This is a genomic window from Ruegeria sp. HKCCA5929 (genome assembly GCF_013034525.1).
Classification (GTDB): Bacteria; Pseudomonadota; Alphaproteobacteria; order Rhodobacterales; family Rhodobacteraceae; genus Ruegeria.
The window spans coordinates 81,748-94,234 of record NZ_WQGE01000008.1; the positions used below are offsets into that span (position 1 = coordinate 81,748).

Here is a 12,487-nt window from a genome sequence, read left to right on the forward strand (position 1 = left end):
CTCAGAACCGTGCCTTTATCAGGTGTGTCAGCGCCGCGCCGGATTCAAAAAAAGCGCGGCGCACGCGTGTCCAGCTTTCGCGATGCTCGGGCACGGCGGGCACGGGTAAACGTGTGGGATCTTCGGCAAGAAGGCTTTCGGCCATCATGCGACCAAACACCGTGCCGGGTCCGATGCCGCGACCGGAATACCCGTGGGCGGCCAAAGCGTTCGGGCCGATCTGCGTGATCTTCGGGATATGGTCCGAAGTCATGGCGATCCGGCCGTGCCAACCCTGTTCAAACGGCTGGTCGGCCAGTTGCGGATAAAGCTCCGCCAGTTTGCGCCGGACCCAAGCGGTGTGCGCGCTCCGACCTGCGTTGCCCAGGTCGCCCATGCCGCCAATAATCATGCGCCCCGCCTGATCCAGGCGAAACGACGTCATGATCAAACCGGTATCCCAGCACCCTTCTTCTTGCGGCAGAATACTGGCGCGCAAGTTATGCGACAGCGGAGCGGTCGCGTATTGGAAATAATAAACCGGCACATAGGCGGGCGCGGTATTTGGCAAACCAAGGTGATAGGCGTTGGTCGCCTGAATGAGGGACTTGGCCCGCACCACCCCTTTCGGTGTGGTCAGCACCCATTGGCCGTTTTCATGGCGCATGGTCTGCACCGGGCTTTGCCCGTGTATCTGCGCCCCGGTCTGCGCCGCCGCTCGCGCCAATCCGACCACATAAGCCAGCGGCTGTATGGTTCCGGCGCGAGGATCGAACAACGCCCCATGGAAGGCATCGCTACCGGTTCTTTCCCGCGCCTGGTCCGCCGACAGCAGTTCAACCGGCGCACCTGACGCGCTCAGCTGTGCGTGACGTGTATGCAAGTCTTTCAGTCCGGCGGCGGAATGCGCGCAATGCAAGGTTCCGTTGCGCACAGGTTCACAGGCGATGCCGTGCTTCTCGATCAACGCGAACACGTCTGAGGGCGCTTGGGCCAGCAGATCAATTAGGCGGTCACCCGCCACTTGTCCGATATGAGCACGGATTTCTTCAGGCGGAAGCCAGAGGCCAGCATTGGCCAAACCGACATTGCGACCCGATCCGCCAAAGCCGATCTCTTGTGCCTCAAGCAGACAGACCGACGCGCCACTGCGGGCTGCCGTCAATGCCGCTGAGCATCCGGTATATCCGCCCCCAATGACCGCCAGATCAACTTCGGTGTCGACGCTCAGAGGCGGGGCTGAAACCGTCTCGGAGCATGTGCTGCGCCAAAGAGCATTTTCGGGATCGTTCACATCTGGCCTCTGAGTCTTTTGCGCGGATCATCTTACCGAAAACAACGCTTTGCAAGCGGACTCGTTCAGACGCAGTCGCAACAAAAAAGACCTCTTGATGCATACGCACCAAAGAGGTCTTTTTTTTGAGAAAGGACGCAAACGGGCGGGTCGCCGCCCGGAAACCGTCAAACGTCGATCGAGCGTGCGATCAACTCTTTCATCACTTCATTGGTCCCGCCGTAGATCATTTGAACCCGCGCATCCGCATATAGACGCGCAATCGGGTATTCCATCATGAAGCCATAGCCGCCGAACAGCTGCAGACATTCATGCATGATCTCGTTCTGCACCTCTGAACCCCAATATTTGGCCATCGAAGCGGTGGCAGCGTCCAGCTCGCCGGCTTCCAGCTTGGCAACACAATCGTTGATGAAGCTGCGCAGAACCTCGGCTTTGGTCTTGCATTCCGCCAGCTTGAACCGGGTGTTTTGGAAGTCCATCACCCGCTGCCCAAAGGCTTTACGTTCCTGAACGTATTTGACCGTTTCGGCGATGGCGAAATCAATCGCGCCCAGCGCCATGATCGCGATGTTCAGCCGTTCCCACGGCAGTTGTTTCATAAGCTGGTAAAAGCCCTGCCCTTCTTCATCCCCCAGCAGGTTGGTCATCGGCACCTTGACGTCTTCAAAGAACAACTCGGCCGTATCGTTGCCCTTCATGCCCAGTTTTTTAAGGTTCCGCCCCCGGCGAAAACCATCGGCCCCTTCGGTTTCGACCACGATCAAAGACACACCACGCGCGCCTTCGGATTTGTCTGTCTTGGCTGCCACGATGATCAGATCCGCAGACTGCCCATTTGTGATGAAGATCTTCGAGCCGTTCAGCCGATAAGAGTTTCCGTCTTTCTCGGCCGTCGTCCGAACCGCCTGTACGTCTGACCCGGTGCTGGGTTCCGTCATCGCCAAAGCACCGACCATTTCGCCCGAAGCAAGTTTCGGCAGCCATTTGTGCTTTTGATCTTCGCTGCCGTAGGCGGTGAGGTAATGCGTCACAATCGACTGAATGCCATAGCCCCAACCGGCATCGCCACGCGCGCCCTGTTCGTAGGCGGTGATTGCATCGAACCCCATGCCGCCGCCGACACCACCATACTCTTCGGGGATTGCACCCGCCATCAGCCCGGTTTCACCCGCCTTGCGCCAAAAGCCGCGATCCACCACGCCGTTTTCGACCCAGGTTTCGATATTGGGCGACAGTTCATCATCCATGAACCGGCCTGCCATATCCGCAAACATGCGGTGTTCGTCGGTGACCCACGCTGCGGTGGAAGTGAAAAGTGGCATCGAACGCTCTCCAGACAATCTTTCCAGTAAGCCTAGCGTTCCGCCTGATTCACGCCAATGCATGTGACGCCGCGTCCTGCCGTCGAACAACGCAACGTCTCATGCCCAAAACTGAAAGAACCATTTTTTCTTGAGCAGGTTCAGGACAATGCCGCATCCAGCAGATTTGCCGCTGCATCCTTGGCGTCTTGCGCCGGATCGCATTGTTGAAGCAGAACGGCCGAGACAATAGCCCCTTCTTGCAAAAGTACGATCTGACAGGCCAGTTTATGCGGATCCTGAGCACCGGCCTGCTCGGCAACCGAAGTGAAATGGTCCAGCAGGAATTGCTTGTGTTCGGCAGCCTGTACATGGATCGGGTGATCTGGGTCCTGGAATTCAGCGCCTGCCTTGATGAACATGCACCCCCGGAACTCATCTTCTTCGAACCATTCTTTCAGCGCATCGAAACTGGCGAGGATTTGCTCGGCTGGCGTTTCCGCCATGTCGTCAATTCGCTTTAGAAACCAATCACGAAAGCTTTCGTCCCGCAAACGCAGGGCCGCAAGGATCAGCTCTTCCTTGGTGCGGAAGTGCTTGTACATCGACGTTTTGGACACACCCGTTTCCACCACCAGCTTGTCCATGCCAGTCGCGTGAAACCCATCGCGGTAAAAGACCTTCAGGGCCTTGCTCACCAGTTCGTCCCGTTTGTTTGGGCGCATGATTCGGCTCCATAGTGTACCGTTCTGTACATATTAGCCCGAAACGCGAAGTACAATAACACCAAATCAAGCGTTTGATTTTAAAATGCTTTATTTGATTAGACAGCCCCAATCTGAAATTTTTTAAAGTTTGCCCTTGCAAAAGTTAACAGATCGGTACACTTTGAATTCGAAAGTTAACCGATCTGTACACCAGAGGATTTGACCGATGAAACGTCGCGCCAGCATCTTCCCACCTCAGTACGTTCCGTTCCTTCTAACCATGGCCCTTTTGGCCGCTTCACTTACTTGAAAGCCCTTGCCTCATGTCTCGCCCTCCTCTGCCCCCATTCACGTTCGAAACCGCAACTCAAAAAGTGCGGATGGCGGAAAACGCCTGGAACAGTCGCGACCCCGACCGGGTGACGCCCGCCTACACTGAGGACAGTCAATGGCGAAACCGGGCTGAGTTTCTGTCAGGCCATGCCGACATCCACGCCTTCCTTACGCGCAAATGGCGCAAGGAACTGGACTATCGCCTGATCAAGGAACTCTGGGCCTTTGCCGGACATCGCATTGCTGTACGCTATGCTTATGAATGGCGAGACGACAGCGGCCAGTGGTTCCGCTCTTATGGCAACGAGAACTGGGAATTTGCCGAAGACGGGCGCATGTCGTACCGCCACGCCTCGCTGAACGATCTGCCGATCACCGAAGAGGACCGTCTGTTTCACTGGCCGCAAGGTGAACGCCCCGAAGATCATCCCGGACTGTCAGATTTAGGTCTTTGAAAGGAATCACCATGCCCCGTGCCTTTTCCGAACGCGCCTTCACCCCTGCCGTCCGCGCCCATCAAGAGCGCATGGGGTCGGCAAAAACCTATGCCAAGTTCATCGAAAGCGGGCCACAGCAGGGCCACTTGATCGGCGAGCCCGAGAAAGAGTTCATTCAGGCACGTGACGGGTTCTATCAATCGACGGTGTCCGAAACCGGCTGGCCCTATGTGCAGTATCGCGGTGGGCCTGTTGGGTTTTTGAAAGTACTGGGGCCGCAGACCATCGGCTATGCGGATTTTTCCGGCAACAAGCAGTATATCTCGCGCGGCAATCTGGATGGGAATGATCGGATCGCGATGATCCTGATGGATTACGCCAACCAGCGCCGCCTGAAGATCCTGGGACGTGTCGAATTTACTGAAGGCGAAGCCGCTGCAGCCAGTTTGTATCCCGAAGGGGCCGAGGCCCCGGCGGAACGGGCAGCAATCATCCGTATCGAGGCACTGGACTGGAACTGCCCGCGTCACATCACCCCTCGCTTCACCGAAGCCGAGCTGCGCCCCCATCTGAACACTCTTGGACAACAGCTGGCCCAGCTGCAGGCCGAGAATGAGCGGCTGAAGCTGGAATTGGCAAAGTCCAGCTAACGCGTTGGGCGACCCGGGTTTACGAATTACAGGAAAGGATTTTGCGCAATGGTTCGTTCAGTCGTTCAACTCTCGGTCGTGTGTCTTGCAGCGGCGGCCTTGATATTGCTGATCCTGATGTTTGGGTTTTTCGCGTCACCCAGCGCCGTGCGCACATCGCCTTCCGTATTCAGCACAATGCTATTTGATCACCTGCAGCAGGATTGAAAGGCGATCAGCCTCGACCGGCTTGGACCATTGCTGCAATGCCTGCGGCGCAAAACTCGACCAGCGGCTCTATGTCAGGCTGTTCACCGCCCTGCGACAGCGCCCTGACGCGCCAGCCGCTGTTGAGATGCGCCAGCATGGCCGAAACCGAATAAACCTGACCACTGGCCAACACCGCCGGATCTATATCTGGGTAAAGCGCAGCAATCTCTGCGATAAAATGCTGGGCCGTCGGATCGAAACACTCGGCTGCTATGTCGCTCCACCGTGGATCGACGGACACGTGCGCAACCAGTCGACCATAAGCCATCCACCCTGGACCACCCGTTTCAGCCAGCTCCACATAGGGACGGATAAAACTGTCCAAAATACTGTGCAATGTCAGCGGCCCCTCGGCTCTGGCTTTGTTCAGTTTATCGACTCGTAACTGCGCCAGTTTATCCGCGCGGCGGGCGACGGTACGATAGAAAAGCTCCTCTTTCCCGCCGCCGTGATGGTGTACAAGGCCAATCTGCACACCCGCCAAAGCGGCAATATCGCGGATCGAGGCACCTTCGAATCCCCGTTCGGCAAAGATCAATTCCGCAGCATCCATGATCCGCGCGCGCGTCTCCAAGGACCGCTTGGATGGCGCTCTTTGCCTTGGTTTTTCTATGTTTTTTAGACTCATGATTTTCACCTTGCCTTATTTTGGTCGCTCGTTCAAGTTAAGCCTCACGAACTTCGGGAGGGTTCATGACAGAAACGCGCGACGCATTCGCCCTGATCGGGGCGGGACCGATGGGATTGGCCGCGGCCAAGGTGCTGAAAGAACAGGGCATCGCATTTCAAGGGTTCGAGCTGCATTCGGATGTGGGCGGTCTGTGGGACATCGATGCCCCCAGATCAACCATGTACGAGACAGCGCATCTGATCTCGTCCAAGCGCATGACCGAGTTCGAAGATTTCCCGATGGATGAGGCCGTGGCCGAGTACCCTTCTCACCGGGCGATGCGCGACTATTTCCGTGCTTTTGCAGATCATTTCGGGTTGCGTAAGGACTATAGGTTTAACACAGAAGTCACCCAGATCACGCCGCTGGGCAACTCGGGGGATGGTTGGCGTGTCAGTTGGAGGGATGCCGAAGGTGACCATCAGGCCGACTTCGCAGGTGTTATGATAGCAAACGGCACCTTGTCGGAACCGAACATGCCTGTATTTCCCGGAACCTTCGACGGAGAATTGATCCATGCCTCACACTACAGGTATCCCAGTCAATTCGACGGCAAACGAGTATTGGTTGTAGGTGCAGGCAACTCCGGTTGCGACATTGCGGTGGATGCGATCCACCATGCAAAACGCTGCGACCTGTCGATGCGGCGCGGATACTATTTCGTCCCGAAATATGTCTTTGGCAAACCTGCTGACACGATGGGTCACAAGATCCGCCTGCCCATGTGGCTAAAGCGAAAGGTCGACAGCCTGATCCTCAGCTGGTTCGTCGGAAATCCCCAAAAATACGGCTTTCCCAAACCCGATTATCAGCTTTACGAAAGCCATCCTGTGGTGAATTCACTGGTCCTGTATCACGCGGGTCATGGCGATTTGCGCATTCGCCCCGATATCGACCGGCTGGAGGGTCACACCGTTCACTTCAAAGACGGTTCCAGCGAAGACTATGACATGATCCTCGCTGCCACCGGATACAAGCTGCACTATCCGTTTGTCGACAAGGACCTGCTGAACTGGCAGGGCGATGCACCGCATCTGTACCTGAACACCATACACCCCGAACGCGACGATCTGTTTGTGCTGGGCATGGTCGAGGCCACGGGTCTTGGCTGGCAGGGGAGACACGAACAGGCCGAGATGGTGGCGCGCTATATCAAGGGTCTTCAAAGCGGTTGCCCGGCGGCGGCCGATCTGAAAACCGAAAAACAAAAAGACTACAGGCGCGCCACCGGAGGCATGAACTATATCGACCTACCCCGCATGGCTTACTACGTTGACAAGGCCACCTATAGAAAAGCCGTCACTGGCTGGATCGACCGGCTGCGGAAAGCCGCCGCATGAATGGTATCGACGAAGTCACGCTGAATTTCAGCCCGGCGTCGCTGACGTTGCTGAACTCTATTCTGGCCATTGTGATGTTCTCGATCGCGATCGACCTGACGCCTCGGGATTTTGATCGCCTGAGACGCGCGCCAAAACCTGTGATTGTCGGGCTGGTATCTCAGTTTGTGGTCTTGCCCGCACTGACCTTTGCGCTGGTCTGGTTCACAGAGCCGCGTGCTTCCATAGCGTTAGGGCTGATCCTTGTGGCAGCTTGTCCGGGCGGCAACATCTCGAACTTCATAACACATCGCGCGGGCGGCAATGCGGCGCTGTCCGTGTCGATGACCGCATTCGCCACCATTGGCGCAATCTTCATGACGCCTTTCAACATCGCGCTTTGGGGCGGGCTGTATCCACCGACCCGTGCGATCCTGCAGCAAACCCAGATCGATCCGGTGCAAATCGCCATTCTCGTCGGCTTTATGCTGATCCTGCCCCTTGTTCTGGGCATCACACTGAATCAGCGTCGTCCCGCCCTGACCGCACGTTTACGCGCACCGCTGCAATACTTGTCGATGGGTATCTTCGCGGCTTTCATCTTGCTTGCCCTGGCCGCCAACTGGGGATTCTTCCTCAGCTTTGCCGGGGCTGTCGCCGGGCTTGTGATCCTTCACAACGCCCTGGCACTGGGGGGCGGTTGGGTCGTGGCCACTCTGACCCGGCTGTCCCCCTTTGATCGTCGCGCAATCACCATAGAGACCGGCATTCAGAATTCAGGGCTTGGACTGGTCTTGATCTTCGCCTTTTTCCACGGGCTGGGCGGCATGGCCGTTGTGGCCGCGTTCTGGGGCATCTGGCACGCGATATCGGGCATTGCGCTTGCGTCGATCATGGCCCGAACCGAGGCCGCGCGATGACCCGTATTCTGATCACAGGCGCCGCCGGTATGGTCGGGCAAGCACTATTGCCGGAACTTGAAGGGCATGAGGTCTTTGCCACCGACCTCAAGCGCCCGGAGTCTTTGCCTGAATGTATCGCTTTCCTGCCGATGGACGTGACAAGCGATGCCCCTGCCCGCGTGATCACCAAGGTGAAGCCGGATGTCATCGTGCATCTTGCTTCCATCGTGACGCCCCCGCCCAAGACTGGACGCACCGCAGCATATGCAGTTGACGTCGATGGAACACGCAAGGTGGTGAATGCGGCGATTGCCAACGGGGTGCGACGGCTTGTGGTCACATCCTCGGGTGCCGCTTATGGCTATCACCCGGACAACCGCATTCCGCTGCGTGAGCGTGACCCGCTGCGGGGCAATCCGGAATTCCCTTATTCCGACCACAAGAGACAGGTCGAGGAATTGTTGGCGGAAGCCCGCAATACTGCCCCTGATCTTGAACAAGTGGTTCTGCGCGTGGGGACAGTTCTGGGGGCCGGAACCGAAAACCAGATCACCGCCCTGTTTCACAAGCCTCGCCTGCTGGCCGTAACCGGCAGTGAAAGTCCTTTTGTCTTTATCTGGACACACGATCTGGCCCGCATCCTGCGGCGCGCAGCGACAGACGGGCCACCCGGTATCTTCAATGTCGCCGGGGACGGAGCGATGGGTGTCACCGATCTGGCCGATGCCATGGGGAAATCGGTTCTGCGTCTTCCTGCTTGGGCACTGAAGGCGGCTTTATCCGTGGCACGCCCGCTTGGCTTGTCTCGCTATGGGCCGGAACAGGTGCGGTTTCTGCAATATCGACCGGTTTTGGACAATTCCGCCCTCAAATCAGAATTCGGCTATACACCCGAAAAAACCAGCGCCGAGGTGTTCGCGTTCTGGCAAAAGCAGGCCGGGCTATGAAGACAGCTGTCATATCAGGTGGGGCGGGCGGCTTGGGGCAAGCCCTGAGCCAAGCCCTGCAAGCTCGCGGTTGGCGGGTGGTGTTGCTGGACCTTGACGTCTCAGGCTTGGACACCCGACCAAACCAGTTGCCAATCGCTTGCGATCTGACAGACCCCGAGCAGCTTTCTGACGCAACCCAAAGGGTGATCGAATCCAGCGAAAGTATCGATCTGGTCATCTATAACGCCGGGCTCACGCAAATTCGGGGGTTTGATCAGTCTGACGCCACCAGCCACCGAATGGTGTTCGACATTAACTACTTCGCGGCCGTTGAAATGGCCCGCGCGTTTCTGCAAGCGGTTCGGGTATCACAGGGAACGCATCTTGCGATTTCGTCCGTGGCAGGGTTTGCGCCGCTCTATCACCGAACGGCCTATGCGGCCTCGAAACACGCGCTTGAGGGTTTTTTCAAATCGCTCCGTTCCGAAGAAGCACCTCATGGCGTTCAGGTTCAGATCGCGGCGCCGTCCTTCGTGGCCACCAACCCGGGCAACGCACAAGAGCAGGCCGATGGAACGGCAAGACCCGGATCGGCAAAAGATGGTATGGATGAGATGAGCCCTGAGGCCGCCGCCAAAGCAATCCTGCGAGGATTGGACAAATCGCAGCCGATGATTCCGGTTGGACGTGTGGCGCGTTTGTCTTGGTGGCTGAACAGCCTCTCACCGCGCCTGTATCAACGCATGATGGAGCGCAATATACGCGGGCCAGCAGAATAGATTTTTGCCATGACCCCTTGACCTTCCCGTGACTGGAACCCTCATTTGGAGGGCAAGGCAAGCTGCGGAACGAGTCGCATGGCACATAAAACACTCACAGAGCTAAAAATCACCGGCATGGGCTGCGCGTCCTGCGTGGGCCGTGTCGAAGCCGCCCTGCGCGATGTGCCAGGTGTCGATGCGGCCTCGGTCAACTTTGCAACCAAATCAGCGCAAGTGGCGTTTGACGGGCCGGTTACGGCTCTGACTGCGGCGCTGGACGCGGCAGGGTATCCTGCTGAAACCAAATGCGTTGATCTGAATGTCGACGGGATGAATTGCGCCTCGTGCGTGGCCAAGATCGAACGCGCGCTGGCAGCCAACCCGGGTGTGATCGACGCGCAGGTCAATCTCGCAACTCAAACCGCCACAGTGACATACGCGGCGGGGACAACCACGCCAGAGCAGTTGGCACAGGTCATCACCGGAATCGGATACCCCGCGCGCCTTCAAAACGCCCATGAACCTGAAAGCCGCGAAGATGACGAAATTCGCAGTCTGGTCCGCACCACGATGCTTGCCGCCGTCCTCGCGCTGCCCGTGTTTATTCTTGAGATGGGTGGGCACATGATCCCCGCATTCCATCACTGGGTACACGCCACCATCGGTGCGCAGACCAGTCAGCTTATCCAGTTTGCTCTGACCTCGGCCCTGTTGATCGGTCCGGGACGGGTGTTTTACCGCAAGGGCATCCCATCCCTGTTACGCGGCACGCCAGACATGAATGCGCTGGTCGCGCTTGGGACCGGGGCGGCCTATCTCTATTCCGTGGTGGCCACATTCGCCCCGGGTGTGCTGCCGCAAGGCACCGCGAATGTCTATTTCGAAGCCGCAGCAGTCATCGTTGTATTGATCCTTCTGGGCCGACTCATGGAGGCGCGCGCCAAAGGCAGAACCGGGGCCGCAATTCGGAAGCTGGTAGGCTTGCAGCCCAAGACCGCAAGGGTCGAAGTAGATGGCCGAACAGAGGACCGTCCTATTGCTGAAATAGTTGTGGGAGACATTTTGCGCGTTCGTCCGGGCGAACGGATGCCAGTGGACGCCGAAGTGCTAGAGGGCACATCTTACGTCGACGAAAGCATGATCACTGGCGAGCCTGTGCCGGTCGGAAAATCGCAAGGGGCCGCTGTTGTTGGCGGCACGGTGAACGGGACCGGCGCCTTGCGGGTACGCGCCGCGCGCGTTGGGGACGACACAGTTCTGGCTCAGGTTATCCGCATGGTGCAGCAGGCACAGGGGGCCAAATTGCCCATTCAAGGGCTGGTCGACCAAATCACCTATCGTTTTGTCCCAGCCGTCATTCTCGTCGCTGTGGTCACCGTCATACTCTGGTTGGTTTTCGGTCCCAGCCCCGCCCTGCCGCTGGCGCTTGTGGCAGGTGTTTCGGTGCTGATCATTGCTTGCCCCTGTGCGATGGGGCTTGCGACGCCCACTTCTATCATGGTGGGCACGGGGCGTGCAGCAGAACTGGGGGTATTGTTCCGCAAAGGCGATGCATTGCAGCAGCTTCAACAAGCACGCATTGTCGCGCTGGATAAAACCGGAACTCTGACACTCGGACGTCCCGAGTTGGAAAGCGTGATGACGACCAACGGGTTTGACCGGGATGAAGTTGTGCGGCTCGCTGCGTCCCTAGAAGCACAGTCGGAGCATCCAATTGCATCAGCTATCACTCGGGCCGGTCCTTCTGCTCTGCCCGAGGCGTCGAATGTCCAATCAATCACCGGACTGGGTGTACAGGGCCTCGTTGAAGGTCGAGAAGTGTTGGTCGGCTCTTACAGGCTGATGGAAAACCGGGGGATTGATCTTGGCCGTTTGGCGGACGAGGCCGAAGAGCGCGCCTCCGAAGGGGCAACGCCGCTATTCGTTGCTCTTGATGGGCAGGCCGCTGCGACGATTTCTGTGTCCGACCCGATCAAGACCGGCACCGAAGAAGCGCTGCAGAGGTTGCACCAGATGGGGCTAACTGTGGCCATGATCACCGGAGACAACGCGCGGACGGCACAGGCGTTGGCTGATCGGTTGGGGATCGATCACGTCACTGCCGAGGTGTTGCCGGACGGCAAGGTAGATGCGATCACGGCTTTGCGGGATAATTTCGGAACGCTGGCTTTTGTTGGCGACGGGATCAACGATGCCCCGGCGCTTGCATCTGCGGATATCGGCATCGCCATTGGGACAGGTACGGATGTGGCCATTGAAACGGCCGACGTGGTTCTGATGTCGGGCGATCTGCGCGGCGTTGCAAACGCGACCGAGATCAGCCGTCGCACAATGCGAAACATTCGCCAGAACCTCGGATGGGCGTTTGGTTACAATGTCCTGCTGATCCCGGTGGCGGCTGGCGCGCTGTATCCGTTTGGCGGTCATCTGTTGTCGCCTGCTTTGGCAGCTGGCGCGATGGCGCTGTCCAGCGTTTTTGTGGTCTCGAATGCTCTGCGTCTGCGTCGCGTCCGCGCCAGCGTGCCGGAAACCCCGACCTTGGAAACCAACGAGGTGCACGCATGAATATCGGAGACGTGTCTGCCCGCACTGGCCTGCCCGCCAAGACGATCCGGTATTATGAGGACATCGACCTGATCAAGCCTCTGCGCGACGACAACGGGTATCGCCGGTTTCGCGATCAGGACGTGCATAAACTGAACTTTCTGGGCCGCGCCCGCGCGCTTGGGTTTACCATCGAGGATTGCAGGACTCTGTTGGCGCTGTACGAGGATGAAACCCGCGCCAGCGCCGATGTAAAACAGGTTGCGCGGGATCATCTGGCGCAGATCGAGGCCAAGATCGCGGACCTGAACGCCATGCGCGACACGCTGAGTCATTTGGTTGACGCCTGCGCCGGGGATGACCGGCCCGATTGTCCCATATTACAGGATCTGGGTGGGAAAGGCTGACT

General features: G+C 58.0%; 12 protein-coding genes. 8 read left to right on the forward strand and 4 right to left on the reverse strand.

The window, feature by feature from the left end; all coding sequences use genetic code 11:
* Nucleotide 1: 1 nt before the first annotated feature.
* The 3 genes from GOV90_RS17585 to GOV90_RS17595 all read right to left on the reverse strand — a co-directional run bounded on the left by GOV90_RS17585 (nt 2) and on the right by GOV90_RS17595 (nt 3,302).
* Nucleotides 2–1,273: an FAD-binding oxidoreductase gene (locus tag GOV90_RS17585; protein WP_171091524.1), complete on the reverse strand. Its 1,272-nt coding sequence runs from the start codon at nt 1,271–1,273 to the stop codon at nt 2–4.
* A gap of 167 nt (nt 1,274–1,440) precedes the next feature.
* Entirely contained in the window at nt 1,441–2,598 is a 1,158-nt protein-coding gene (locus GOV90_RS17590) for an acyl-CoA dehydrogenase family protein (protein ID WP_171091526.1), read from the reverse strand.
* A 140-nt stretch (nt 2,599–2,738) separates the two neighbouring features.
* Nucleotides 2,739–3,302 carry a TetR/AcrR family transcriptional regulator gene (locus GOV90_RS17595; RefSeq protein ID WP_171091527.1) on the reverse strand — a complete coding sequence of 188 codons (564 nt, stop codon included), beginning with the start codon at nt 3,300–3,302 and terminating at the stop codon, nt 2,739–2,741.
* Between the two features lie 305 nt (nt 3,303–3,607).
* Between GOV90_RS17595 and GOV90_RS17600 the strand changes: the two genes are divergently transcribed.
* The gene (locus tag GOV90_RS17600) at nt 3,608–4,072 is read left to right on the forward strand and encodes a nuclear transport factor 2 family protein (protein WP_171091529.1); all 465 of its coding nucleotides are present in this window, start codon (nt 3,608–3,610) and stop codon (nt 4,070–4,072) included.
* 11 nt (nt 4,073–4,083) lie between these two features.
* Entirely contained in the window at nt 4,084–4,704 is a 621-nt protein-coding gene (locus tag GOV90_RS17605; protein WP_171091531.1) for a pyridoxamine 5'-phosphate oxidase family protein, read from the forward strand.
* A 214-nt stretch (nt 4,705–4,918) separates the two neighbouring features.
* Here GOV90_RS17605 and GOV90_RS17615 read toward each other — a convergent pair whose 3' ends face one another.
* Nucleotides 4,919–5,581, reverse strand: coding sequence for a TetR/AcrR family transcriptional regulator (locus GOV90_RS17615; protein WP_171091535.1), 663 nt, complete (start codon nt 5,579–5,581; stop codon nt 4,919–4,921).
* 65 nt (nt 5,582–5,646) lie between these two features.
* Here GOV90_RS17615 and GOV90_RS17620 point away from each other — a divergent pair, with 65 nt between their 5' ends.
* The 6 genes from GOV90_RS17620 (at nt 5,647) to cueR (ending at nt 12,485) form a co-directional block, all read left to right on the forward strand.
* On the forward strand, nt 5,647–6,963 hold the full coding sequence (locus GOV90_RS17620) for an NAD(P)/FAD-dependent oxidoreductase (protein ID WP_171091536.1): 1,317 nt from the start codon (nt 5,647–5,649) through the stop codon (nt 6,961–6,963).
* Nucleotides 6,960–7,862: a bile acid:sodium symporter family protein gene (locus tag GOV90_RS17625; RefSeq protein ID WP_171091538.1), complete on the forward strand. Its 903-nt coding sequence runs from the start codon at nt 6,960–6,962 to the stop codon at nt 7,860–7,862. Before GOV90_RS17620 ends, GOV90_RS17625 begins: the two co-directional genes overlap by 4 nt.
* Nucleotides 7,859–8,791 carry an SDR family oxidoreductase gene (locus GOV90_RS17630; protein ID WP_171091541.1) on the forward strand — a complete coding sequence of 311 codons (933 nt, stop codon included), beginning with the start codon at nt 7,859–7,861 and terminating at the stop codon, nt 8,789–8,791. Before GOV90_RS17625 ends, GOV90_RS17630 begins: the two co-directional genes overlap by 4 nt.
* On the forward strand, nt 8,788–9,552 hold the full coding sequence (locus GOV90_RS17635) for an SDR family oxidoreductase (RefSeq protein ID WP_171091544.1): 765 nt from the start codon (nt 8,788–8,790) through the stop codon (nt 9,550–9,552). Before GOV90_RS17630 ends, GOV90_RS17635 begins: the two co-directional genes overlap by 4 nt.
* A 78-nt stretch (nt 9,553–9,630) precedes the next feature.
* A complete protein-coding gene (locus tag GOV90_RS17640; RefSeq protein ID WP_171091546.1) occupies nt 9,631–12,099 on the forward strand; it encodes a heavy metal translocating P-type ATPase in 2,469 nt (822 codons plus the stop codon).
* Complete coding sequence (gene cueR, locus GOV90_RS17645) at nt 12,096–12,485, forward strand: Cu(I)-responsive transcriptional regulator (protein ID WP_171091548.1); 390 nt, start codon at nt 12,096–12,098, stop codon at nt 12,483–12,485. The genes GOV90_RS17640 and cueR overlap by 4 nt, the downstream gene beginning before the upstream one ends.
* Nucleotides 12,486–12,487: the final 2 nt, after the last annotated feature.

What these genes read in the sequence shown, in the direction of transcription:
- GOV90_RS17590 (WP_171091526.1), bottom strand. Translation starts at nt 2,598, where the DNA reads ATGCCACTTTTCACTTCCACCGCAGCGTGGGTCACCGACGAACACCGC.
- GOV90_RS17595 (WP_171091527.1), bottom strand. Translation starts at nt 3,302, where the DNA reads ATGCGCCCAAACAAACGGGACGAACTGGTGAGCAAGGCCCTGAAGGTC.
- GOV90_RS17600 (WP_171091529.1), top strand. Translation starts at nt 3,608, where the DNA reads ATGTCTCGCCCTCCTCTGCCCCCATTCACGTTCGAAACCGCAACTCAA.
- GOV90_RS17605 (WP_171091531.1), top strand. Translation starts at nt 4,084, where the DNA reads ATGCCCCGTGCCTTTTCCGAACGCGCCTTCACCCCTGCCGTCCGCGCC.
- GOV90_RS17615 (WP_171091535.1), bottom strand. Translation starts at nt 5,581, where the DNA reads ATGAGTCTAAAAAACATAGAAAAACCAAGGCAAAGAGCGCCATCCAAG.
- GOV90_RS17620 (WP_171091536.1), top strand. Translation starts at nt 5,647, where the DNA reads ATGACAGAAACGCGCGACGCATTCGCCCTGATCGGGGCGGGACCGATG.
- GOV90_RS17625 (WP_171091538.1), top strand. Translation starts at nt 6,960, where the DNA reads ATGAATGGTATCGACGAAGTCACGCTGAATTTCAGCCCGGCGTCGCTG.
- GOV90_RS17630 (WP_171091541.1), top strand. Translation starts at nt 7,859, where the DNA reads ATGACCCGTATTCTGATCACAGGCGCCGCCGGTATGGTCGGGCAAGCA.
- GOV90_RS17635 (WP_171091544.1), top strand. Translation starts at nt 8,788, where the DNA reads ATGAAGACAGCTGTCATATCAGGTGGGGCGGGCGGCTTGGGGCAAGCC.
- GOV90_RS17640 (WP_171091546.1), top strand. Translation starts at nt 9,631, where the DNA reads ATGGCACATAAAACACTCACAGAGCTAAAAATCACCGGCATGGGCTGC.
- cueR (WP_171091548.1), top strand. Translation starts at nt 12,096, where the DNA reads ATGAATATCGGAGACGTGTCTGCCCGCACTGGCCTGCCCGCCAAGACG.